We start from the raw sequence: 23,737 nt of genomic DNA, 5'->3' as shown, positions 1-23,737 counted from the left end.
ATGGATTCCTTTTGCGTTATGGGATGGGGAGGCCAAGCGCCTTTGCGCCCAGTACGCTGACGCGGGCAAAGCGATCTTCGACTTCCAGGCAGAGTGCCTCTGCCTCGGCTTGGGTGATGGCCTGGAAGCGCAGCGCATCGCCTGGCAGGGCCTGCGCCAGCGACGGCAGGTCGGCACTGGCGACATAGGCCAGTTTCGGATACCCGCCGGCGCTCTGGCGGTCGGCCATCAGCACGATGGGACTACCGCCCGGTGGCACCTGGACGGTGCCGAAGGTCACGACTTCGGAGATCATTTCCAGTGGCTGCGCCAATCTCAACTCGGGACCTTCCAGCCGGTAGCCCATGCGGTCGGATTGCGCTGAAACCCGGAAACACGCGGATTCGAAATCGTGCTGCGCCTGGCTGGTGAAGGACTGCCACTGCGGGCCGGGCACGAAGCGCAGCGCCGGCGTGGCGGATGACGGTGGTGTGGTGTCCGGCGCCGCCGCGGCGACGAAGGGCATGCCGCTCTGGATCATCATGCGCTCGAGTTCCAGGACTTCGCCCCTTGGCGATGCCACCGGCACCCGGTCGCCGCGGCGCAACGCGCGGCCTTCGAAGCCGCCGAAGCCGCCCCGCACGTAGGTGCTGCGGCTGCCCAGCACGAGCGGGGCATCGAATCCGCCCCGCACCGCGAGATAGGAGCGGGCACCCGACCTGCGCTCGCCGAACTCCAGGCGTACGCCGTGGCGCAGCACGACGGCACAGTGCATCGGTATCTGTGCACCGCCCGCGGTGACCCGCATATCCGCGCCGCTCAGGGCGATCAGGGTGTTGCGGGAGAAGCTGATGCTGGGTCCCTTCAGCGTGCACTCAAGGGTGGCGGCCTCCTCGCCATTGCCTACCAGGGTATTGGCGACGCGGTGCGCCCACTCGTCCATCGGCCCATTGACCGGTACGCCATAGCGCTGGTAGCCGTTGCGCCCCGTGTCCTGGAGGAGGGAAAACACCCCGGGCTTCTCAACCAGCATATGGTTCATTGGTGCGGCTCCAGCAGCGCTTCGAACTCGCGCGGCGTGATCGGCATGAATTGCAGGCGGTCGCCGATCTGCAGGCGCGTCGGCGGGCTCTTGCGGATGTCGAACAAGGTCCAGGGCGTACGGCCGATGAGGTTCCACCCGCCGGGGGATTCAGTTGGGTAGATGGAGGAAATCCCGTTGGCGATCGCCACGGACCCGGCCGGCACACGGGTGCGCGGCACCGCACGGCGCGGCACCTGCAGCCTGGGATCCAGCGGTCCGGCGAACGGGGTGCCCGGCGCGAAGAAGAACGTATAGAGGACGAGCGGCGCGGCGGTATGCAGGCGGATGACCTCGCCGGTGGAGATACTGCATTGGTGCGCGACGTCTTCCAGGTCGGGGCCGTACTCGCCGCCATAGCACACCGGAATTTCCACCAGGCGTGCGGAGCCCGCGATCCTGGGCACGCCTTGTGACAGGAGATGGTCTATGGTCGCGCTCAGGGACTGCGAGGCGGAGCCCTCGCCGCGTGGCAACTGGGCGGGCAGGTAGTGGACGGCCACCGTGGTGAACGCCGGCACCACGTCGACGACGCCGGGCAGGGCGTGGCTGGACAGCCATGCCGTCACTGCGTGCACTGTCTGGCTGACTTCGGCATCGACCCGGTTGCCCAGGCGGATCAACAGGCAGCGGTCGCCGGCGGGCTCGATGTGCCATCCGTCGCGCAGGCGCTGGTGCGCAGGCCCGGGCTCCGCCACGCTCCCGGGTTGCGCCGGTGCATCCATGTCCGCCGCTTTCATGGCCTGGACAGCCTGCGGCAGGCCCGGACGATCTGCTCGCATGCCATGCGCAGACGGTCATCGGAGACCGCATAGGCAAACCGCAGGTACGGCGCCAGGCCGAATGCCGTGCCAGGCACGACCGCGACACCCGCTTCCTCCAGCAGGTAGCGCGCCAGGTCCAGGTCGCTTTCGATGAGGCTGCCGCCCGGCGTGCGCATGCCAAGCGTGCCGCTGCAATCCGCATAGAGGTAGAAGGCCGCGGGCGGCGTGCGCATGGTCAACAGCGGCGCCGCCCCCGCGAGCAGATCGATGGCAAGGTCCCGGCGCCAGCGCAGGCGCGCCATCCAGTCCTCCAGGAAATCCTGCGGCCCGTCGAGCGCGGCGATGGCGGCGGCCTGGCTAACCGAGCTGGGGTTGCTAGTGCTTTGGGATTGCAACATCTCCAGCGCTTTGACCAGCCACCGCGGGCCGCCGGCATAGCCCAGCCGCCACCCCGTCATGGCGTAAGCCTTGGAGACGCCATTGACGGTGAGCGTGCGCGCCTTCATGTCCGGCGCCGCCTGCGCAAAGGAGCAGAACTCGCCCTCGAACACGATCTTTTCATAGATGTCGTCTGACATCACGAGCACGCGGGGATGTGCGCGCAGCACGTCCGCCAGCCCACGCAGTTCGTCGGCGGAGTAGAGTGATCCGGAAGGATTGCAGGGTGAGTTCAGCATCAGCCAGCGTGTCCTGGGCGTGATGGCGGCGGCGAGTGCGTCCGGCGTCAGCTTGAAGCCGGCATCGGCCGCCGGCGTCACCGCCACTGGCGTGCCTCCGGCAATGCGCACCATCTCGGAATAGGACACCCAGCAGGGCGCCACGACAATGGCTTCGTCCCCGTCGTTGACGGTGGCCAGCAAGGCATTGAAGAGAATCTGCTTTGCGCCCGTCGCGGCAATGACCTCGCTCTCGTCGTAGTGCAGGGCATTGTCACGCACGAACTTGCGCACGATCGCGGCCCTGAGTTGGGGCGTGCCTGCCACGTTTGTGTAGCGCGTATGCCCGTCCATGATGCCGGCGACGGCAGCCTGCCGTATGTGCGCGGGCGTATCGAAGTCGAGTTCCCCCTCGGCCAGGCTGATGACTGCGCGGCCTTGCGCCACCATGAGGCGGGCGGCTTCGGCAACAGCCCCCGTGGCCGACGGCCGCGCGGCGCTCAGGCGGGACGCCAGGCGGGTATCTAAGCTAAGAACAGACATGGCTTGCGCTGCTTTCCTATACGCGCCCATGGGGATCGATCGATCGCACATGGCATTGCGTTGGTGGTTGATATGAGGCTTGTGTGCCATTGGTATGCCAATGGAGTGCAAGCAATACACGTGCCAAACGGATTGCTACGCTTGGACGGGTTGTGATGGTGTCCTGGTCAGTACACGTCCCGCGCGATCGTCCCGCACTTCTCCTTTTGCGAAAGCCAGCCGTCCGTTGACCCAGACGCTCTCGATACCTGCCGATAGCGTGGCCGGCTTGGCGAAGGTCGCGCGATCCCCGACCGTGTCCGGGTCGAACAGCACAAGATCGGCCGCCTGGCCAACGGCGATATGGCCGCGGTCGGCGATGCCGAGCTCGCCGGCGGTCAGGCCGCTCATCTTGTGGATTGCCGTGACCAGCGGGAAAAGCCGCTCCTCGCGCGAGTAGTGGCCCAGCACTCGGGGAAATGTTCCCCACAGGCGCGGGTGGGGATGCTCGTCGTGCGGCATGCCGTCCGAGCCGATCATGGCTTTGGGGAAGGCAAGGATGCGGCGCACGTCGCCCTCGTCCATCATGAAGTAGACGGCGCCGGCGGGTGCCAGGCGCGCGGCGGCTTGTTCATCGCCGCAGCCCATCTCGCGCGCAATATCGGCGAGCAGCCTGCCGGCATGTTCCGGATGTGGCGTGGACCAGCTGACCATCACGGCGGCGGCGCGCGCCACGAACTCCGGCCGCAGTACCGTGGAAGACGCGTTGTAGGGGTAGCAATCCAGCGATACCGGCTGCGTTTGCATCGCGGCTGCGATGTGCTTCAGCGTCTCGGCGGAGCGCCCGTGATTGGCGATGCCCGCCAGCTTGTGGTGCGAGATCAGAACGCGTACGCCAAGCCGCCTGCCTATCTCGAAGGTTTCATCCAGCGCATCGATGATCTTCTCGGCTTCGTTGCGCATATGGGTGGCATAGAGCGCGCCATGGGCCCGCAGGGGCTCGCCTACCGCGACGATTTCGTCGGTGGTGGCAAGCCGCGCGGGCGGATAGAAGGTGCCGGTGGACATGCCCCAGGCACCTGCCTCGAGCGCGTCTGCCAGCAGGCGCTGCATGGCATCGCATTCGGCCGGGGTGGCCGGGCGTTCCAGGTTGTCCATGACGCTGGCCCGCAGCGTCAGGTGGCCCACAAGGCAGACGGCGTTGACCGCGGTCCCGTTCGCGTCCAAGGCGTGGAGGTAATCGCGGAAGGCAGGAAAACGTAGCCATTCCGGCGTGGCGATCAGGTCCAGCGGAGGCGGTATGGCGGTGCCCGGCCGCGCAGGCGCCAGGCTGAGTCCACAGTTGCCGGTGACGACGGTTGTCACGCCCTGGGACAGCTTCGCCGTCATCGCGCCCGGCATCAGCAAGGCGCGGTCGTCGTGCGTATGGACGTCGATGAAGCCAGGCGCTGCAACCCGGCCACGGCCATCGATGCGTTCCACCGCGCTGGCGTGGGCAAGCTCACCAACGGCCGCGATCTTCCCGTCCTTCACGCCCACGTCGCCAACGAAGGCGGGTCTGCCGCTGCCGTCCACGATCGATGCGCCGGTGATACAGAAGTCGAAAGTCATGCTGTTTCCCTGTCTCCCCTGGCGTCAGTGACCAGCCTGGCCGGCGTTCGCCAAACTGGCTTCCAGGCGGCCGATCAGCCGCTCCAGCTCCGCAAGGTCGGTTGCGTCCAGCACCGGTCCGGGCTTGCGCACCGCGGCACTGGCGATCGCACCGCGCCGGCGCAGGGTTTCCTTGCGCAGTGCCAGGCCGATGCCGTACTGGAACTCATGGCGCAGCAGCGGCAGGTACAGATCGAACAGGTCTTCAGCTTCACCGGCCCTACCCTGGGCGAAAAGGTCGCAGACCTGGACCAGCATCTCGGGGTAGGCGAAGCCGGTCATCGCGCCATCCGCGCCCCGCAGCATCTCCTGCGGCAGGAACAGGCCGCCATTGCCGGCCAGGATGCTGATGCGACGCAGGCCTTCCGCCTCGCTTTGGGCACGAATCTGCGAGAGCTTGCGCAGGCCGGGTAGCTCCTCGTGCTTGAACATCACCACCTGCGGGAATTCCCGCACCATCCGCAGGACGACGTCGACCGAGGTGTAGACGCCAGTGGCCTGGGGGAAGTCCTGCAGGCAGATCGGCACATCCGGTCCAAGCAGGCGCGCAATGGCGGCGTAGTAGCCATAAACCTGGTCGTCGGTCCTGAGGTTTGCCGCTGGCGCCAGCATGACCCCGGCCGCGCCGAGCGCCATCGAGGTCCTCGCCAGGCGCTCCACATGCTGATTCGACGCGTGGCTCACCCCGACAATCACCGGCACCCGGCCATCGACCCGCTCGAGGACGCGGCGCACGAAAATCATGGACTCCTCCTCCGACAGCTTGGGCGCTTCGCCCATCATGCCGAGGATGGTCATGCCCGCGACCTTCTTGCCGAGGTAGAAATCGACCAGGCGGTCGGTGCTCTCCAGGTCGAGCGCCCCCTGTTCCGTGAAGGGGGTCGCGGAGATGATGAAGACGCCCTTTGCGCCTTCGTCAATGCGCGATGTACTTGTCATGGATGAATCTGCTGGTTGATGGAAGCATTGATGGACGTGTTGGTGGACACACGGAGTCACAGGTTTGTATGGCGCGCAACCAGGCCGGCGCGTGCGTTGGCGAGGTGCAGGCTCATGGCGGCGCGCGCCGCGTCGGGGTTGCGCTCGGCGATGGCCTGCAGGATGGCGATATGCTCGCGTGCGCAGGGCTCGAAACGCTCGGGTGCGCCGTTCTGGTCGAAGCATCTGGCCTTGATGCGCAGGTCATGGATCGTCTGCGCCAGCATCTGGTTGCCGCTGGCCGTGGCGACGGTGTCGTGCAGCAGGTTATCGATCCTGTGGTTCTCGTCCTTGGTGGTGTTGCGCGCCAGCAGATGCGCCTCCACCTGGGCGATGACGTATTGCGCATGCTTGGGGTCCATCCGGCTCGCGGCCTGGGCGGCGGCTTCGCTTTCCAGCAGGCCCCGCATTTGGAGAATCTCCAGATACTGGCGCAGCGTGGGCTCCTTGATCATGAGCTGCCCGCGCGGCGTGCGCACGGCAAAGCCGCCGCCGATGAGCCGGCTCATGGCTTCGCGCAGCGGCGTGCGCGAGATGCCCAGCGTTGCCGCCAGCGCCCGTTCCTGCAGTGGCGTCTCGGTGCGCAAGCGGCCCAGCTGGATCATGTCAAGCAGCGTGTTGTAGGCATCGCCCGCCAGGTCGGGGATGTCTCCGGCGGGCGTGGTCGAGGTCAGCGCGATGTCGTCCAGCTCGCTTGCGGCAGCGCCGTGGTCAGTCTCGATTTTTGTCAGTGTTTTCATGTTGGTGCGGTAGTGAATATGCTGTCGCGCTGCTGGTGCTCACCGGCCCTCATTGGGTGGCGAACACCATGGCGTCGCTGGGGCTGAACCCCCAGGCTACGAGCCGCCCGGGCTCGTGATCGGTACCAGCCATGCCGGTAGCCGCATAGGCAACGATGGTCCTGTCCCGCCAGGCGATGAATACCTTCCAGTGCAGGCCGCAGAAGGTCGACGCCACCACGCGGCCCTCGTGCCGTACGTCCGACGCGCCAAGCAGCGCGCCAACGCGCACGTTCTCCGGCCTGATCCCGAGCACGCGGGCGGGTTCTCCGAGGAAGTTGCATTCGCCGAGGAAGCCCGCGACGAACGGCGTATCGGGCGAGCGGTACAGCGCGGCGGGCGCGCCCGCTTGCACGATGCGGCCCTGGTCCATGATGACGATGCGGTCCGACAGGTTCATGGCTTCCTCCTGGTCGTGGGTGACGAAGACCACCGTCAGGCCGAGGTCATGGTGCAGCTTCTTGAGCTGCAGCTGGATCGCCTGCCGCAGGTTCTTGTCGAGCGCGCCAAGCGGTTCGTCCATCAGCAGCACGTCCGGCATGAAGACCAGCGCGCGGGCCAGCGCGACGCGCTGCTGTTGCCCGCCTGAGAGCTCGCGTGGCAGGCGCGCTGCCAGGGCCTGCAGGCTCACCAGCTCGAGCGCTTCGCCAACGCGCCGCTTGATGTCCTCATGGTTGAGGCGCCGCATGCGCAGCGCAAAGGCTACGTTCTCGAACACCGACATATGGGGAAACAGCGCGTAGTTCTGGAACACCATGCCGATATTGCGTTCGGCGATCGGCGTGTGGGTGACGTCGCGGCCGGCGATGTGCACGCTGCCGGTGTCGGGCGCTTCGAAGCCGGCGATGATCTTCAGCAGCGTGGTCTTGCCCGAGCCCGAGGCGCCAAGCAGGGTACAGAATTCGCCGCGTGCCACCGATAGCGAGACATCCGGCAGCGCGACCGTGCTGCCATAGGACTTGCGCACGGCGCGCACCGAGATGTCCTTGCCCTGGGCCTCGGGGCGCTCGGAGAGCTGCAGCGCAGGCGCCGCAGCATAGGGCGGGGACGCGGTTGGCGAGAGGGTGGCTTGCATCGTCATGCTCCTTTCTTCTTTCCCAGCAACTGGTTGGCCATCAGGATGAGCGCTGTAGCGGCAATCAGCACGCAGGACGCGGAGATCACCGTTGGATCGAAATCGTGCGCCAGGCCCTCGTACATCAGTTTGGGCAGGGTGCGGTTACGGATGGTGGTGAGGAACAGCGCCATCACGACATCGTCGAACGAGGTCACGAAGGCGAACACCGCGCCGCCGACGAGACTGGGCAGCAGCGCCGGCAGCATCACTAGCCGGAACATGGTCGGCCACGGGGCGCCCAGGCTCAGCGCTGCCAGTTCCAGGCTGGGATCGAAACTGCGCAGCGCGGCGCGCACCGTGATGTAGACGTAGGGCGTGGCTAGCACGGTGTGGCCGATGACGATGGCCAGCGAGTTGGCCACCCAGCCCAGCGGCGCCAGCAGGTAGTAGAGGGACACAGCGGTGATGATCGCCGGCACCGACATCGGCACGACGAACAGGGCATCGAGCCAGCCCTTGCGCGCCGATGCCATCTTGTGCACGCCCAGCGCCGCGGTGGTGCCAAGCAGGGTGGCCAGCACCGTCACGATCGCGCCAACGCGCAGGCTCGACCAGAGAGCATCGAGCCATTTGGCGTCGTCGAAGAAACTGGCGTACCAGCGCAGCCCATACCGTGGCGGCGGGAACACCGGGAAATCGGTGGTGCCGAAGCTCATCGGGATCACGATGACGATCGGCAGCACCAGGAACACGGCGCAGGCAATGCCGGCGGCCACGGCGAGCCGACCGCCCGGAGTGCGCCCCGTGCCAGGCGTGCTGCTGCCCTTGCTGGTCGAACCGGCGATCAGCTTGTCCAGGCCGAAGAGGCGATTGAAGAGCCACAGCGATGCCAGCACCGTGAGCAGCAGCACGGCGGCTAACGCCGCGGCCAGGCCCCAGTTCAGTTCCTCGGTGATGTTGTAGGAAATCAGCTCGGCCACCATGCGCTGGGCCGGGCCTCCCATCAGCGAGGGCGTGATGTAGTAGCCCACCGCATTCATGAAGACGATGATGCCGCCCGCCACCACCCCGGGGCTGGTTAGCGGCAGCACCACGCGGCTGAAGATGCTCACCGAACCCGCGCCGAGACTCTGCGCGGCCTGCACCAGGGTGTGGTCCAGCGAGCGGAACGAGGCATAGAGCGGCAGCACCACGAAGGGCATCAGCACATGGGTCATGCCGATCATCACACCGGTGAAGTTGTAGAGGAAGGCCATCGGCTGGTCCAGAATGCCGCTGCCCGTCAGGAGGGCATTGAGCGGCCCGTTCTTGCCCAGCAGCGCGATCCAGGCAGAGGTGCGCACCAGTGCGCTCGACCAGAACGGCAGCAGCACCGCGAAGAACAGCAGCTTGGCCACATTGGGCCGCACGCTGGCCATCAGGTAGGCAAGCGGGTAGCTCATCAGCACGCAGGACAGCGTCACCGCCGCGGCGATGGTGAAGGTGTTGCCCAGCACGATCCGGTAGATTGGCGTGTCGATCAGGTGGCGGTAGTTGGCCAGCGTCGCCACGCCGTCCTGATAGAAGCCTTCCTTGAGCAGGCCCGCGATGGGCCCGACAAAGAAGCACAGCAGGAAGAGCAGCAACGGCAAGCTGGCGAGCACCGCCGCGCGGCTCGGACGGCGGCGCGCCTGCCTCACGGCGGGTGCGGTCGAGGCGGGGGGAAGGGGCAGGGCGGTGCCTGTCATGATGCAGTTACCTCGCGGTGGTACGAATCAACGTGCGCGGATCTGGTTGTAGCGCTCGACGATGGCCGGCCCCTGCTTTTCCCAGAATTCGGAGTCGAGGAACAACGCGCTTTTCAGCCGTTCGGGCGTGGAAGGCAGGCGCTGCTTGCGGGCCTCGTCGATCAGGGGAAAGGCGGCTTCGGTGGTGGGACCGTAGGCGATGTGCTTGCTGAATTCGGCCTGGTTCTTCGGCTGGATGATGTAGTTCAGCAGCTTCAGGGCTTCGTCGCGATGCGGCGCACCCTTGACCAGGGCGAAGTAGCCAACCTGCGCCACGGCGTTGCCCCAACCCATCTGGATCGGCAGCCCGGAATCGATGCCGGCCTGGAAGCGGCCGTTCCAGCCCAGCGCCATGACGACCTCGCCGCTGCCTAGCGCGTTGACCGGCTCGGCGCCGTTCTTCCACCACATGGCGACGCTTGGCTTGATCTTCTCGATCTGCTTCATGGCGCGGTCCACGCCAGCAGGCGTGGCGAGCACCTTGTAGACGTCGGCGGGCGCAACGCCGTCGGCGATCAGCGCGGCCTCGATGACGGTGGCCGGATCGTCCTGCAGCGTGCGCTTGCCCGGGAACTTGGCCACGTCCCAGAAATCCGCGAAGGTGGATGGCTGGGGCTTGCCGGCCGGGAACGTCTTGGACGAAAAACCCACCACGGTCGAGAAGATCTCGGACGGCACACCATAGTCGTTGCGCGCGCCGCGGATCACGTGCTTCTGATCCACCATCTCCGGCGTGATCTTTTCGAATACGCCCAGCTTGATGCCGCGCGTCAGCCGTGCGCTGTTCTCCGTCACCACATCCCAGTTCACGGTCTTGGTGTCGATCATGGCGCGGATCTTTGCGACCTGCGGATCGGTGTCTTCCGTCAGCTTGACGCCAGTGTCCTTGGCGAACGGCTTCAGCCAGGCCTCGCGGATCGCGCCCTGGTAGGCACCGCCCCAACTCGCGAAGTTCAGTTCCGCCGCGTGGGCTGCACCTGCCAGCAAGGCCGCGGCGGCCGCCACGGTACTAACCATTTTCTGCAACTTGCTTGTCATGCTTTCTCCAGTTGAAACGCCCGATTTTGGGGATGCGGCCATCAGGATTCTGCTGCCCGGCAAATGGCATGCATTTTGCGTGCCAGTGGTATACCAAGCGGCGCCGAGTGGCGTTTCGGAGAATGAAAGTGCGGGAAGTCGATCTGAATTCAGACCTGGGCGAGAGCTTTGGCCCTTATGAAATAGGGGACGACGGCGCCATGCTGGCCATCGTCACGTCGGCCAACGTGGCCTGCGGCTTTCATGGCGGCGATCCCGTCGTCATGCACCAGACCGCGGCCCAGGCACTGTCGCGAGGCGTCGATGTTGGTGCGCACCCTGGCTTTAACGATCTGTACGGTTTTGGCCGGCGCAAGATCGTCGGGGACAGTCCCGGTGACATCGAGAAGATGCTGATCTACCAGATTGCCGCGCTGCAGGGGATGGCGCAGGCCGTGGGCCATCGCGTGACGCACGTCAAGCTCCATGGCGCCCTGGCCACGATGGCCTTCGAGTGCCCCGAGCTATCCGACGCACTCATCGGCGCCATGCGCGCCCTTGACCGGGATCTCGTGCTGGTCTGCACGCCGCACAATGAAACCGAGCGCGCGGCCCGCCGGGGCGGCGTGCGCATGGCCTGCGAGGTCTTTGCGGATCGTCTCTATGGCGACAACGGCTTAACGCTGCCGCGCAACCAGCCGGGCGCCGTCATCCACGACCCGGGCGTTGCGGCGGCACGTGCCATGCAGATGGTTCGGGAGCAGGCGATTCATACCGTTGGCGGCCGCAAGGTCGACATGCGGGTCCACACGATCTGCGTGCATGGCGACAACCCGCAGGGGGTTGCCATTGCCAGGGCGGTGCGCGCCGCGCTGGAAGGCGATGGCGTACGCATTCGTCCGCTCAGCCAGCTCGATTTCTAATCCCAATCCTGTTCGTATTCCAGCCGATTCCTAGGTCGGCCACCTATTTTTTTCACAGCTAACGTCTCAACATTGACCCGAGGCATTATGAAATCTCAAGACGAATCCCTGGCGCGTGCCCGCGGCCTGTTCAATATCGCAGTCACGCCTTTCGCGGCGGATGGCAGCCTGGATCTCCCCGCGCTGACGGAGAACGTCGAGCGCATGCTGGGCCTGGGCTACGACGGCCTTCTGATTGGCGGCACCTACGGCGAATTCCCGGCCATGAATACCGCCGAGCGCGCAGCGCTCTTCCGCCACGCCATGGAAGTGGTGGGCGATCGCGTGCCTGTATTGCTATGCACCGCACATGCCGATGTGCGCGTGGTGAAGGAACTGACCTCGTTGGCTGGCGAACTGGGCGGATTGCCCATGTTGATGCCGCCGTTCGTGTCCGAAGTCACCGATGGCCAGATCGTGCGCTTCTTTGAGGAAGTGGCGCCGCTCTCTAGAACCGGCGTGATGATCTATAACGCGCCGGGCGTCGGTATTACGCTATCGGTGCCGCTGATCGAGCGCCTGTGCGATGTGCCCCAAGTGGTCGCACTCAAGCAAGGCGATCTCAATCCGACCACGGTCGATCAGCTCGTCGGGCGCGTCAGCGGCCGCATTCGCGTACTGGCCGCATCCGATCTCGTGATGCTTGGGCCGCTGGTACTAGGGTTCGACGGTGTCAGCTCGACCAACAGTTGCGCGCTGCCTGAGTTGGTCAAGGCTACCTACGATGCGGTGCGCATTGGCAACGCGGCGGACGCCGGCGGGCTGCATCGTCGCTGGTACCCCATGCGGGCGGTCGCCCGCAAACTGGGCCAGCCCCAGTCCACCAAGGCTGCCATGAATCTGCGCGGCTGGCGCGGCGGTCATGTGCGGCAGCCGCTGCGGGACCTCGATGCAGCCGGGATCGAAGCCGTGCGCGAAGCTTTGCATGCCAGTGGGGTGCGCGAGGCGTGACTACCAGAACCTTGTGTGGGGCATTGCTGCCCTACTGCAGAGGCAGGCCAGGCGTCGGCGGCAGTGCCATGGCCCAGCGGTAGACCAGCAGGCGGCCCTTGTAGGCATCGATGCCGGGCGCGGCCACGCGGTCGAGCTTTTCCTCGCGCATCGCGAAACCCTGCTCGGCCATCTGCCGGTTGAAGGCGGGCCGGTTGCCGCGGTCGGGATCGATGATCCAGATCTCGACCGTGGGGCTGGCATGGCGCCCGATAAAGTGGGCGAGGTTGGCATTGGCATCGCGCTCGTAGAGCAGGTCGCTGCCGATGATCAGGTCGAAATGGCCGTGGACGTCGGCGGGGGCGGGGCCGGCGCCAGCAGGGGTATCTTGCTCGTGCTCCGCGGCGCTCCAGTGCCCGTGCCGGTACTTCATTGGCGCGAGGTCATTCAGGCGTACGTTCTCCGCGAGGAAGGCGGCGGCCATCGGATGGCAGTCGCTGGCGGTCACGTCGGCACCCCTGCGGTGCCCCACCAGGCTGGCCAGCCCCAGCCCGCAGCCGATTTCCAGCACCCGCTCGGTGGGGTCCACCGGGCGCAGCGCCATGCGCGCTGCCAGGTGCGCGCCGGACGGCCACAGCAGCCCGAACAGCGGCCACATGGCGGAAGAAATGCCCATGCGTTCGGCTTCGCCGAGGGGATCGGAGTACTGCTGCTTGTCCAGCAAGGAGCGAATGACCAGGTCGGCGACGCCCGTCACGGCGATGCTCTCTTGCTTGGTTTGGTAGCCGGGCATCGAGGGGGGAAGCCAGAACGCCGGCTTCGCAATAGGAGGGAATTGGCCAGTATGCCCGAAAACCCCTCCGCAAGCCTGGAATGTGAGGCTAAATGCGTCGAAATGAAGCGAAGTCGCCATGAAAAGGGGGTGGGCAGGCGCCGCCGCAGGCAGGAAGTGCGGCAACCGCCTGACGCGGCACTCCGTTCTTGTTGCCACCCACGCCGTGCGAGAATTCGCGATAAGCAAAATAGCGGAAATCACGATCCGCCTATTCTCGGAGATTATCGCGGTGAGCATTCCATCGATCCCATCCATCCCGTCCAGCGCATCCATCCGCAAGCGCCTTCGCATGCGGCACCTGCAACTGATGCTGGCGCTCTCGGAGTCGCCCTCGCTGCGCCAGGCGGCCGAAGGGCTGGCCCTGACCCAGCCGGCCGCTACCAAGTCCCTTCAGGAACTGGAAGACGTGCTCGGCGTATCGCTCTTTACGCGCCACGCGCGCGGGCTGGACCCGACGGTATCGGGCAAGGCGGTGATGCGTTACGCGCGGGTGGTCTTTGCCGACATGGATGAACTGCGCGAGGAGCTTGTCGCCATCCAGGCCGGCGATGTAGGCAAGGTGCGCGTGGGCGCGGTGATGGCGCCGGCGCCGGACCTGCTCACCCACGTGATCGTCAAGCTCAAGCAGGCGCATCCGCGCTTGCACATCATCGTGCAGATCGATACCAGCGACGTGCTCGTGCACGCGCTGCAGCAGGACCAGATCGATATCGTGCTGGGCCGCATCCCCGATGGCTGGCCGTCGGAGGAGTTGTCGTTCGAGACGCTGGGGGAAGAGGCGCTGTCGATCGTCACCCGCGTGGGGCATCCGGCGGCGGCGCGCGGCAAGCTAAAGCTGGCCGCGCTGACGGAGTACGCGTGGATCATCCAGCCGCACCCCAGCCCGATGCGCCAGATCATCGACCAGACCTTCCGCGAGAATCGCGTGCCGCCGCCGGTGAGCACGGTGGAGACCTCGTCGATCCTCACCACGCTGTCCGTGCTGCGCGAGTCCGACATGCTCGCCGTGCTGCCCACCTCGGTGGCCCGCTACTACGAAGACCTGAACATGATCGCCACGCTGCCGGTAGCGTTGCATGGCCGGCTTGCGCCCTATGGCCTGGTGCTGCGCAGGAGCCGTCCGCCCACTCCCGCCATGCAGCTTGTCATCGACATGCTGCGCGCGGGCGGAGCGACGGCAACGGGTGGCATGGAAGGCAAGGGCGGGGCGGCCACCGCCAAGCCTTAGTCCCGCCCTAGTTCGCGCGCTCAATCCCGCGCGCTCAATCCCGCGCCCTCAATCCGCGGAAATCTTGGCCTTGCGGACCACTTCGCCGTAACGCACCATCCGGTCGGCCATCATGCGTTCGAAGGCGGCCGGTGCCATCTCCTCGGGCGGGAACACGCCGCGCGCGCGCAGCGCCGTCTGCATGGCGGGATCGCTGGCGGCCTGGCGCACCGCCTGGTAGAGCTTCTGCACCACCGGCTCGGGTGTGCCGGCAGGCGCGGCAATGCCCGTCCAGGAGCTCAGGTTGAGCTGCGGGTAGCCCAGCTCGGCCATGGTCGGCACGTCGGGCAGCTGCGGCAGGCGCTGCTCGGAAGCCACCGCCAGTGCACGCACCTTTCCTTCCTTGATGTAGGGCAGCATGATGACCAGGTTGTCGAGGATGAACTGGACCTCATTGCTCAGCACGGCCGTGATCAGGTGCGTGCCGCCGCGATAGGGGATGTGCGTGGCGTAGATGCCGGTGCTGGCCTTGAGCATTTCCACATTCAGCTGGCCCATGCTGCCAACGCCGCCGCTGCCGTAATCGAGCTTGCCCGGGTTCTTCTTCGCGTAGGCCAGGAACTCCCCGAAAGTCCGCACCGGCAGGCTTGAATGCACCACCAGGGCGTTGGGCTGGCGGCCCAGGATGGCGATGTTCTCGAAATCCTTGATCGGGTCATAGCCCAGCTTTGGCTGGGTCAGCGGGTTGGCCAGGTGGCTGCTCTGGGAGGACACCACCAGCGTATAGCCATCGGGCTTGCTGCGCGCCACCGATTGCGTGGCGACCGAGCCGCCCGCGCCCGGGCGGTTGTCGACGACCACCGGCACGCCGAGGATGCGCGACAGCGGCTCCGAGTACTGGCGCGCCATGATGTCCACCGAACCACCAGGCGGGAAGGGCACCACCAGCGTGATGGGGCGCGAGGGATAGGCGCCCTGTGCTTGCGCGGCCAGCGGCGCGGCACACGCGAGCGCGGCTACGCTGAGGCCGGTGCGGAGGAAATGGCGGCGAGAGAATGGCACGTTCGGCATGGCAGTGAGTTGAAGGTAGTTAGAAATCGGGTGCGGGGGGCAGTGCCCCGGCTCAGCGCAGTGCGAGGACGGCCAGCGCCACCGCCTGCGCGCGCGGCACGAAAGTGGCAAGCTCGCAGTACTCGCGCACGGTGTGCGCATGGCCGCCCACCGGGCCGGTGCCGCACAGCGTGGGCGTACCCACCGAGGACGTGAGCCCGCTATCGGCTGCGCCGCCGGTGAACTCGCCGTCTACCGAGAAGCCCAGGTGCTGCGCGCCGCGCTGGTACAGCGCCAGCAGGTCCGCGGGCGTCTGGGTCATCGGCCGGGTGCGGCGCATCTCGGTGATCCTGCCTTTGGTACGCGGCAGCGATTCGGCCTCGATGATCGCACGCACCTGCTCGACCAGCGCTTCGATGTCCGTGTCGGCGGTAAAGCGCACGTCGAGCTCGGCCTGCGCAAGTGGCGCCACCATATTGGGCACGATGCCTCCCTTCACACAGCCCACATTGGTGGTGATGCCCCGCTCGGCGTCGGTCAGCGCATGCAGCGCCAGGATCTTGCGCGCGAGCGCGTCGATAGCGCTGGCGCCCTGGGCATGGTTGACCCCGGCGTGCGCGGCCACGCCCTCCACCTCGAACTCCACCACCATCGACCCCTTGCGCCCTGTGACCAGGTTGCCGCTGACGCGGCCGGGCTCGGCGTTGAACACGGCGCGCGCGCCGCGCGCCACGTCCATGATCCGTTCGCGGGTGGCGCCGGAGCCGATTTCCTCGTCGCAGGAAAAGAACAGGCGCACCGGCAAGGCGTTGCCGCCGCAGCGCGCCAGGGCCTCGGCCACGAATACGTTCATGACCAGGCCGGATTTCATGTCGGCCACGCCGGGCCCGTAGGCAAGCCCATCCTCCACGCGGAAGGGGCGGCGTGCGGCCGTGCCGGCCGGGAACACGGTGTCCATATGGCCCATCAGCAGGATGGGCGCGCCATCGCCGGCACCGGGCACCAGCGCATCCAGGCACACGCCATAGCCGGGCACGGCATGCAGTGTGACCGCAATGCCGGCGGCCTCCAGGTGCGCGCGCAGGACCTCTGCCACGGCCGTCACGCCGGCTTCCTGCCGGCTGCCGCTGTCGATGTCGACAATGCGCTGCAGGAGCGCCTGCATTTCAGCCTGCTGGCCGCCCAGCCAATCGATCACCCCGCTTGCCGCCTGGGCATGCATGTCGCTATCCGCTGCGTTGTCCGCCATATACCGCTTGCTCCTTGCTTCGTGTGGGAGTGAATCGTTCATTGCAAAAGTGATATGATCATGCAATACGCATTGCAACGTGTCAACACCATGAAACATGCCCAGGAGACTCCCTCACGTGACGCTACCTTGCTCGAGCGCCTTGCGCGCGAGGCGGCCACGCTGACCGCCCGCGAGCGCACCTTGGCCGATGCACTGGGCCGCGACTATCCGCATGCGCTGCTGGAATCGGCCACCGCGCTGGCTGCCCAGCACGGCACGAGCGCTTCCACGGTGGTGCGGCTGTTCGCCAAGCTGGGCTATGCCAGCTATGGCGATGCCCAGCGCGAGGCACGGGCCAGCGTGACGGCGCTGCTGCCCACCGCCGGCCAGCGTGCGCCGGCCACGATTGGCGGCAAGCGCACCCTGCGAGCTTGCGTGGACGACGCGCTGCTGCACGACCAGCACAACCTGGCGGCCACCCACGAAGGGCTGGACATGGCCGCCTTCGAGGCGATCGCGCGCCTGCTGGCCGAGCCGCGCGGCCGGCTGTTCGTGCTGGCGCAGAAAAACAGCGCGCCCGTGGGCGCATGGCTGGCGCTGCATCTGAATATGTGCCGGCCACAAGTCCAGGAACTGGGCGCGGGCGCGGTGACGGCCACGGATGCCATGCTGTGGGTGGAGCCGGAGGATGTGCTGCTGACTTTCAGTATCCGGCGGTATTCCAGCGCACCGGTGAGCATCGCGCGCGCCTTTCGCGAACGCGGCGCGCGCGTGATCGCGATTTGCGACAGTCCGGCCGCGCCACTGGTGCCGCTATCGGATCACCATCTGTTGGTGCGCACGGCCAATGCGTCGCCTTTCGACTCTTATACGGCGGCTTTCTTCCTGTGCAATGCGCTGGTCTCGGCGGTCGCGCAATTGCGCCATCCGGCGGTCATCAAGGCGTTGCAACGGCGCGATGCGCTGTGGGAGGCTTTTGAGGCGGATCCTGTTGAGGGGTTGAGGCGGGGGTAGGGATTTAGCTCTGGGTACGATATTGCTGCTTTGTAGCCCCGCTGACTGTAGCCCCGCTGACGCGGGGGTGGCGTTTGTGGGCGGGGTTTTGATGCTTCTAGCTGCTGTCGCGGCTGTACGGTATTGGCCGTTTTGGAACGTGTGAGATGTCACTTCTCTTTACTCGTAAAGAGAAGTAACCAAGAGAAAGCGATCCTTGCAGGAGGCTGGCGTGGCGTCATTGGGGACCCCAATGGTTTCGTCGTCAGGCCCCGGGTGCTAATGGACTCGTGCCGTAACCGGTTCAGAGCACCACGACCCGGCCAATGCCCAGGGATTCGTGGTGGTCCCCCCCGGTAGCGGCCATCACGAACTTCAAGCCGTCTGTCGCTCGCGAAGTGGCCGGCTACGAAGTTGCAAGCGTCCCGTTTCCGTCGTGGGCGCGGTGGCACCGGATTGATAGGCCGAAGAATTTTTCCACCGCGCCCACCCCACCACGAAACCATCACGGCGTGACATATCGTGACACTTTGCACCGGTACCGGCAGATGGATGAATGAGCAGGGATGCCGCTACCGAGCAGCCTCACCACGAAACCAGCGCCATCCGCAGGATCGTGGTCACTCGATCCGGTAACGGCATGAGAGGGTTTGAGGCGGGGGTAGGCTGGTGCCGGCGATTTCGCCGCTGACGCGGGGGTGGCGTTTGTGGGCGGGGTTTTGATGCTTCTAGCTGCTGTCGCGGCTGTACGGTGTTGGCTGATTTAGAATGTGTGAGATGTCACTTTTCTTTACTCGCTCGGGCTCGTAAAGAAAAGTAACCAAAAGAAAGCGATACCCATGTGGTTGATTCGTACATCCTTGCAGGAGGCTGGCGTGGCGTCATTGGGGACCCCAATGGTTTCGTCGTCAGGCCCCGGGTGCTAATGGACTCGTGCCGTAACCGGTTCAGAGCACCACGACCCGGCCAATGCCCAGGGATTCGTGGTGGTCCCCCCCGGTAGCGGCCATCACGAACTTCAAGCCGTCTGTCGCTCGCGGAGTGGCCGGCTACGAAGTTGCAAGCGTCCCGTTTCCGTCGTGGGCGCGGTGGCACCGGATTGATAGGCCGAAGAATTCTTCCACCGCGCCCACCCCACCACGAAACCATCGCGGCGTGACATATCGTGACACTTTGCACCGGTACCGGCAGATGGATGAATGAGCAGGGATGTCGCTACCGAGCAGCCTCACCACGAAACCAGCGTCATTTGCTGGAGCGTGGTCCTTTGAACCGGTAACGGCACGAGGCCATTAGAACCCAGGGCCGTACGACGAAACCACCGGGCTACGCAACCCCAATAAGCCAGCCTCCTGCAAGGATCGCTTTCTCTTGGTTACTTCTCTTTACGAGTAAAGAGAAGTGACATCTCACACGTTCCAAAACGGCCAATACCGTACAGCCGCGACAGCAGCTAGAAGCATCAAAACCCCGCCCACAAACGCCACCCCCGCGTCAGCGGGGCTACAGTCAGCGGGGCTACAAACTGCCCCCCCGCCCCAAAAGGCCCGCATTCCTTCACACCACCACATCTTCCAACGTGACCAGCTGCGCCCCATCCTGCACCTGGTCGCCGATACCATAAAGCACCTCCTGCACCACGCCGTCGGCCGGCGCGGTCAGGGTGTGTTCCATTTTCATGGCTTCCATCACGATCAGCGGATCTCCCTTGCCAATGACCGTGCCGGCCTTGACCATCACCGCGATGATGCGGCCCGGCATCGGCGCCACCAGCTTACCGCCCTCGGCATCGGCGCTGCCCGCATGGGCCAGCGGGTCGATGACTTCCAGCCGGGTTTGCTGCTTGCCGCTGAACACGTAGAGAGCGTCGCCTTCGATATGGGTGTTGCCCTTGACCGTGCGCTCGCCCAGGTCGAGTGCGTGGCTGCCGGCCAGGCTGGCCGCGCGGAAGGGCAGGGTCTGCTCGCCTACCGTCAGCCATTGCTTGCCGCCGTCACTGCGCAGGCTGGCCAGCGTTTCGCCTTCACCGGTGCGCAGGCGGAACTGGCTGGTGGCGTCTCCGTTCAGGCGCCATGCGCCGGCGTTCTGCCAGGGCGAATGGGCGTCGGCCGGGTCCACGCGGCGCGCGCGGTTTTCCGCATCGACCAGTGCCGCTACCGCCAGCGCGATGACTTCGGTGCCCACCTTCGCGGGCGGCGGGAATAGTGCTGCCTGGTTGCGCTCGATCAGGCCGGTGTCGAGGTCCGCCGTGCGGAACGCCTGCGACGTCACCAGCCGCTGCAGGAAGGCGATATTGGTCGACAGGCCCACCACGTGATACTCGGCCAGCGCCTGCGCCATGCGCGCCAGCGCCTCCTCGCGGTCGCGGCCCCACACGATCAGCTTGGCGATCATGGGGTCGTAGTACGGGCTGATGGTGTCGCCCTCGCGCACGCCGGAGTCGATACGCACGCCAGCCGGGCCGTTGCCGTCCTGGCCCAGCGCGAATGTGACCGCTGCCGGTGTGCGCAGGTAGCGCAGCGTGCCGGTGGAGGGCAGGAAGCCCTTGTCGGGGTTTTCGGCGTAGACGCGGGCTTCCAGTGCATGGCCGTGGATTTGAAGCTGATCTTGCCTGAGAGGCAGCGGCTCGCCCGAGGCTACGCGCAGTTGCCACTCCACCAGGTCCTGCCCGGTGATCATCTCGGTGACCGGGTGCTCTACCTGCAGGCGGGTGTTCATCTCCATGAAGTAGAACGAGCCGTCCTGGTTGGCGATGAATTCCACCGTGCCAGCGCCGACGTAGCCCACGGCCTGCGCGGCGGCAACGGCGGCTTCGCCCATGGCGCGCCGGCGTTCCTCGCTCATGCCAGGGGCCGGAGCCTCTTCCAGCACCTTCTGGTGGCGGCGCTGCACCGAGCAGTCGCGCTCGAACAGGTAGACGCAGTTGCCGTGCGTGTCGGCAAAGACCTGGATCTCGATATGGCGGGGGCGGGTCAGGTATTTCTCGACCAGCACGCGGTCGTCGCCGAAGCTGGCGCTGGCCTCGCGCTGCACGGACGCCAGCGCGGCTTCAAAGCCTTCGCTGGCCTCCACCACGCGCATGCCCTTGCCGCCGCCACCGGCGCTGGCCTTGAGCAGCACGGGGTAGCCGATGCGGTCGGCTTCGCGGCGCAGCAGGGCGGCATCCTGATCCTCGCCGTGGTAGCCGGGCACCAGCGGCACCGCAGCCGCCTCCATCAGGCGCTTGGCCGCGCTCTTGCTGCCCATGGCGCGGATGCTGGATGCCGGCGGGCCGATAAAGACGAGGCCGGCTTCGGCGCAAGCTTCTGCGAAGCCGTCGTTCTCGGAGAGGAAACCGTAGCCCGGATGGATGGCCTGCGCGCCGGTGGCCTTGGCCATCTCGATGATGTGGTCGCCGCGCAGGTAGCTGTCGCGCGCTGCCGCGCCGCCGATATGCACGGCCTCGTCGCACAGTGCCACGTGGCGCGCGTTGGCGTCGGCGTCGGAGTAGACGGCTACCGTGCGGATGCCGAGGCGGCGGCAGGTGGCTGCCACGCGGCAGGCGATTTCGCCGCGATTGGCGATCAGGATCTTGTTGAACATGACTGTTCCTAGTTTTCTGGTTCTGGCGGCGCGGCTGCGGTGGCCACGCGGCGGATGCGCATGATTGGCTGGGTGCCTTGGCTCAGGCAGGACGCCAGGACGGCGAGCGCTTCTCCAGGAAGGAGCGCACCCCTTCGCGGCCTTCGTCCGACGCGCGGATCGCAGCAATGCGCTCGGCGGTGTCGGCCAGCAGCGCATCGTCGATGGCGCGGCCGGACACTTCCTGCACCAGCCGCTTGCTCTCGCGCACGGCGTTGGGGCTGTTGGCCACCAGCGCGGCGGCGATCTCGCTCACCTTGGCATCCAGCGTGTCGCCCGGCACCACCTCATGCACAAAGCCCAGGCGCAGCGCCTCGGCCGCGCCGAAGCGCTCGGCCGTGATGAAGTAGCGCCGCGCCGCCTGCTCGCCCATGGCGCGGATCACGTAGGGGCTGATGGTGGCGGGCAGCAAGCCCAGGCGCGCCTCCGACAGGCAGAAATTCACCGTCTGCGCGGCCACGGCGATGTCGCAGGCGGCAACCAGGCCCACGCCGCCCGCATAGGTGTCGCCGTGGATGCGCGCGATCACCGGCTTGGGGCAGGCCCAGATGGTGTGCAGCATCTGCGCCAGCGTGAGCGCGTCGGACCGGTTCTCGTCGTGCGAGTAGCCGGCCATCTTCTTCATCCAGTTCAGGTCGGCGCCGGCGCAGAAGGCCGGGCCATTGCCAGCCAGCACGATGGCGCGCACCGTGGGCTCGCTGCCGAGTGCGCGGAACGCACCGGTGAGCTCGGCGATCACGGTTTCGTTGAAGGCGTTGCGCACGTCCGGCCGGTTCAGCGTGACGGTGGCCACGTGCTGCGCGGCCGTGACGGTAAGCGTGGTGAAATCCATGTTGGTGTCCTGTACGGTGCGATTCGTTATCCGGGGCGCTTGAGCAATGGAAAATTACATGCGGAACACGCCGAACTTCATCTCGCCGATGGGCGCGTTGAGGCTTGCCGACAGGCCCAGGCCCAGCACCGTGCGGGTTTGCGCGGGATCGATCACGCCGTCGTCCCACAGCCGCGCGCTGGCGTAGTAGGGGTGGCCCTGGTGCTCGTACTGGTCGCGGATCGGTTGCTTGAACTTGTCCTCGTCTTCCGCGCTCCAGCTGCCGCCCTTGGCCTCGATGCCGTCGCGGCGCACGGTGGCCAGCACGCTGGCTGCCTGCTCGCCGCCCATCACCGAGATCCGTGCGTTCGGCCACATCCACAGGAAGCGCGGCGAGTAAGCGCGCCCGCACATGCCGTAGTTGCCAGCGCCAAACGAGCCGCCGATGATCACCGTGAACTTGGGCACCTGCGCGGTCGCCACCGCCGTCACCATCTTGGCCCCGTTGCGGGCAATGCCCTCGTTCTCGTACTTGCGGCCCACCATGAAGCCGGTGATGTTCTGCAGGAACACCAGCGGGATCTTGCGCTGGCAGCACAGTTCGATAAAGTGCGCGCCCTTGAGCGCCGACTCCGAGAACAGGATGCCGTTGTTGGCGATGATGCCCACCGGATAGCCCCAGATCCGCGCAAAGCCGCACACCAGCGTGGTGCCGTAGCGCGCCTTGAACTCGTCGAAGTCCGAGTCGTCCACGATGCGCGCAATGACCTCGCGCACGTCATAGGGCTTGCGCGTGTCGGTAGGGATCACGCCGTACAGCTCCTCCACCGGATAGCGCGGGGGCAGCGGCTCGTGCAGGCGGATCTGGTCCGGCTTGCGGCGGTTCAGGTGCTGCACGATATTGCGCGCCAGCGACAGCGCATGCGCGTCGTTCTGCGCAAAGTAATCGGCCACGCCCGACAGGCGCGTGTGCACATCGGCGCCGCCCAGGTCTTCGGCGGTGACTTCCTCGCCGGTGGCGGCCTTCACCAGCGGCGGGCCGCCCAGGAAGATGGTGCCCTGGTTCTTGACGATGATCGATTCATCGCTCATGGCCGGCACATAGGCGCCGCCGGCCGTGCACGAACCCATCACCACCGCGATCTGCGGAATGCCTTGCTTGGACAGGTTGGCCTGGTTGTAGAAGATGCGGCCAAAGTGGTCGCGGTCCGGGAACACGTCATCCTGGTTAGGCAGGTTGGCGCCGCCCGAGTCCACCAGGTAGATGCAGGGGAGGTTGTTCTGCTCGGCGACCTCCTGCGCGCGCAGGTGCTTGCGCACCGTGAGCGGGTAGTAGGTGCCACCCTTGACGGTTGCGTCGTTGCAGACGATCACGCATTCCTGTCCGGCCACGCTGCCGATGCCGGTGATGATGCCTGCGCCGGGCGCCGCATTGTCGTACATGTCGTAAGCCGCGAGCTGCGACAGTTCCAGGAACGGTGTGCCCGGATCCAGCAGTTGCTGCACACGCTCGCGCGGCAGCAGCTTGCCGCGCCCAAGGTGCTTGGCGCGGGCTTGCTCGCCGCCGCCTTCCGCCAGCTTGGCGATCTTCGCCTTGAGGTCGACGACCAGCGCCTGCATGGCGTCGGCATTGGCGCGGAAGGATTCCGAGCGCGCATTGAGTTTGGTTTCGAGCGTGGGCATAAGGTGTCGGATCTCGGGTCTTTGTTCTTGTGGCTTGTGCTGTGGGCGCGGGGGGCGTCGGCTGGATGCTCAGGCCGTTTCGGCGTAGAGCTCGCGCCCGATCAGCATGCGGCGGATTTCCGAGGTGCCCGCGCCGATCTCGTACAGCTTGGCGTCGCGCCACAG

20 protein-coding genes are annotated in these 23,737 nt (G+C 66.2%); 4 read left to right on the top strand and 16 right to left on the bottom strand.

Annotated elements, in window-relative coordinates:
* Nucleotides 1-16: 16 nt before the first annotated feature.
* The 9 genes from AC1RQC_RS32240 to AC1RQC_RS32200 all read right to left on the bottom strand — a co-directional run bounded on the left by AC1RQC_RS32240 (nucleotide 17) and on the right by AC1RQC_RS32200 (nucleotide 10,270).
* Complete coding sequence (locus AC1RQC_RS32240; protein ID WP_492885665.1) at nucleotides 17-1,021, bottom strand: 5-oxoprolinase subunit C family protein; 1,005 nt, start codon at nucleotides 1,019-1,021, stop codon at nucleotides 17-19.
* Nucleotides 1,018-1,842 (bottom strand): 5-oxoprolinase subunit PxpB, encoded by an 825-nt coding sequence (pxpB, locus tag AC1RQC_RS32235; protein ID WP_492372764.1) that lies wholly within the window; start codon nucleotides 1,840-1,842, stop codon nucleotides 1,018-1,020. The genes AC1RQC_RS32240 and pxpB overlap by 4 nt, the downstream gene beginning before the upstream one ends.
* Nucleotides 1,797-3,023 (bottom strand): pyridoxal phosphate-dependent aminotransferase, encoded by a 1,227-nt coding sequence (locus AC1RQC_RS32230; RefSeq protein ID WP_492827004.1) that lies wholly within the window; start codon nucleotides 3,021-3,023, stop codon nucleotides 1,797-1,799. Before AC1RQC_RS32230 ends, pxpB begins: the two co-directional genes overlap by 46 nt.
* Nucleotides 3,024-3,158: 135 nt before the next feature.
* On the bottom strand, nucleotides 3,159-4,613 hold the full coding sequence (locus AC1RQC_RS32225; protein WP_492372766.1) for an N-acyl-D-amino-acid deacylase family protein: 1,455 nt from the start codon (nucleotides 4,611-4,613) through the stop codon (nucleotides 3,159-3,161).
* Nucleotides 4,614-4,637: 24 nt separating this feature from the next.
* A complete protein-coding gene (locus tag AC1RQC_RS32220) occupies nucleotides 4,638-5,591 on the bottom strand; it encodes a dihydrodipicolinate synthase family protein (protein ID WP_492885663.1) in 954 nt (317 codons plus the stop codon).
* 56 nt (nucleotides 5,592-5,647) lie between these two features.
* A complete protein-coding gene (locus AC1RQC_RS32215; RefSeq protein ID WP_253927696.1) occupies nucleotides 5,648-6,370 on the bottom strand; it encodes a GntR family transcriptional regulator in 723 nt (240 codons plus the stop codon).
* Between the two features lie 49 nt (nucleotides 6,371-6,419).
* Nucleotides 6,420-7,484 (bottom strand): ABC transporter ATP-binding protein, encoded by a 1,065-nt coding sequence (locus tag AC1RQC_RS32210; RefSeq protein WP_492827010.1) that lies wholly within the window; start codon nucleotides 7,482-7,484, stop codon nucleotides 6,420-6,422.
* 2 nt (nucleotides 7,485-7,486) lie between these two features.
* Nucleotides 7,487-9,193, bottom strand: a complete 1,707-nt coding sequence (locus AC1RQC_RS32205) for an ABC transporter permease subunit (protein WP_492885661.1) — start codon at nucleotides 9,191-9,193, stop codon at nucleotides 7,487-7,489.
* Nucleotides 9,194-9,220: 27 nt separating this feature from the next.
* Nucleotides 9,221-10,270: an ABC transporter substrate-binding protein gene (locus AC1RQC_RS32200; protein WP_045242071.1), complete on the bottom strand. Its 1,050-nt coding sequence runs from the start codon at nucleotides 10,268-10,270 to the stop codon at nucleotides 9,221-9,223.
* A gap of 122 nt (nucleotides 10,271-10,392) precedes the next feature.
* Between AC1RQC_RS32200 and AC1RQC_RS32195 the strand changes: the two genes are divergently transcribed.
* Nucleotides 10,393-11,172 carry a LamB/YcsF family protein gene (locus AC1RQC_RS32195; protein ID WP_492885659.1) on the top strand — a complete coding sequence of 260 codons (780 nt, stop codon included), beginning with the start codon at nucleotides 10,393-10,395 and terminating at the stop codon, nucleotides 11,170-11,172.
* Between the two features lie 87 nt (nucleotides 11,173-11,259).
* Nucleotides 11,260-12,162 (top strand): dihydrodipicolinate synthase family protein, encoded by a 903-nt coding sequence (locus AC1RQC_RS32190; RefSeq protein WP_492372769.1) that lies wholly within the window; start codon nucleotides 11,260-11,262, stop codon nucleotides 12,160-12,162.
* A 31-nt stretch (nucleotides 12,163-12,193) separates the two neighbouring features.
* On the opposite strand, the gene AC1RQC_RS32185 is transcribed toward AC1RQC_RS32190, so the two are convergent.
* A complete protein-coding gene (locus AC1RQC_RS32185) occupies nucleotides 12,194-12,934 on the bottom strand; it encodes a class I SAM-dependent methyltransferase (protein ID WP_492885657.1) in 741 nt (246 codons plus the stop codon).
* A 331-nt stretch (nucleotides 12,935-13,265) separates the two neighbouring features.
* On the opposite strand from AC1RQC_RS32185, the gene AC1RQC_RS32180 reads away from it, so the two are divergent.
* Nucleotides 13,266-14,204, top strand: coding sequence for a LysR family transcriptional regulator (locus AC1RQC_RS32180; protein ID WP_492811406.1), 939 nt, complete (start codon nucleotides 13,266-13,268; stop codon nucleotides 14,202-14,204).
* A gap of 48 nt (nucleotides 14,205-14,252) precedes the next feature.
* On the opposite strand, the gene AC1RQC_RS32175 is transcribed toward AC1RQC_RS32180, so the two are convergent.
* Both AC1RQC_RS32175 and AC1RQC_RS32170 read right to left on the bottom strand, forming a co-directional pair.
* Nucleotides 14,253-15,254 (bottom strand): Bug family tripartite tricarboxylate transporter substrate binding protein, encoded by a 1,002-nt coding sequence (locus AC1RQC_RS32175; protein ID WP_492811385.1) that lies wholly within the window; start codon nucleotides 15,252-15,254, stop codon nucleotides 14,253-14,255.
* Between the two features lie 52 nt (nucleotides 15,255-15,306).
* Nucleotides 15,307-16,482: a M20 family metallopeptidase gene (locus tag AC1RQC_RS32170; RefSeq protein WP_492827022.1), complete on the bottom strand. Its 1,176-nt coding sequence runs from the start codon at nucleotides 16,480-16,482 to the stop codon at nucleotides 15,307-15,309.
* A 90-nt stretch (nucleotides 16,483-16,572) separates the two neighbouring features.
* Here AC1RQC_RS32170 and AC1RQC_RS32165 point away from each other — a divergent pair, with 90 nt between their 5' ends.
* Complete coding sequence (locus AC1RQC_RS32165) at nucleotides 16,573-17,478, top strand: MurR/RpiR family transcriptional regulator (RefSeq protein ID WP_492372773.1); 906 nt, start codon at nucleotides 16,573-16,575, stop codon at nucleotides 17,476-17,478.
* A 1,536-nt stretch (nucleotides 17,479-19,014) separates the two neighbouring features.
* Here AC1RQC_RS32165 and AC1RQC_RS32160 read toward each other — a convergent pair.
* From AC1RQC_RS32160 to AC1RQC_RS32145, 4 genes are all read right to left on the bottom strand, one after another.
* On the bottom strand, nucleotides 19,015-21,039 hold the full coding sequence (locus tag AC1RQC_RS32160; protein WP_492885655.1) for an acetyl/propionyl/methylcrotonyl-CoA carboxylase subunit alpha: 2,025 nt from the start codon (nucleotides 21,037-21,039) through the stop codon (nucleotides 19,015-19,017).
* 82 nt (nucleotides 21,040-21,121) lie between these two features.
* A complete protein-coding gene (locus AC1RQC_RS32155; protein WP_492833238.1) occupies nucleotides 21,122-21,910 on the bottom strand; it encodes an enoyl-CoA hydratase/isomerase family protein in 789 nt (262 codons plus the stop codon).
* Between the two features lie 54 nt (nucleotides 21,911-21,964).
* Nucleotides 21,965-23,572, bottom strand: coding sequence for a carboxyl transferase domain-containing protein (locus AC1RQC_RS32150; RefSeq protein ID WP_492376809.1), 1,608 nt, complete (start codon nucleotides 23,570-23,572; stop codon nucleotides 21,965-21,967).
* A 69-nt stretch (nucleotides 23,573-23,641) separates the two neighbouring features.
* A partial coding sequence (locus AC1RQC_RS32145) for an acyl-CoA dehydrogenase family protein (protein WP_492368604.1) occupies nucleotides 23,642-23,737 on the bottom strand: 96 nt, incomplete at its 5' end.

Source organism: Cupriavidus sp. GW822-FHT03E04, from assembly GCF_058801495.1.
This window is presented reverse-complemented; position numbering and strand designations above follow the sequence as displayed.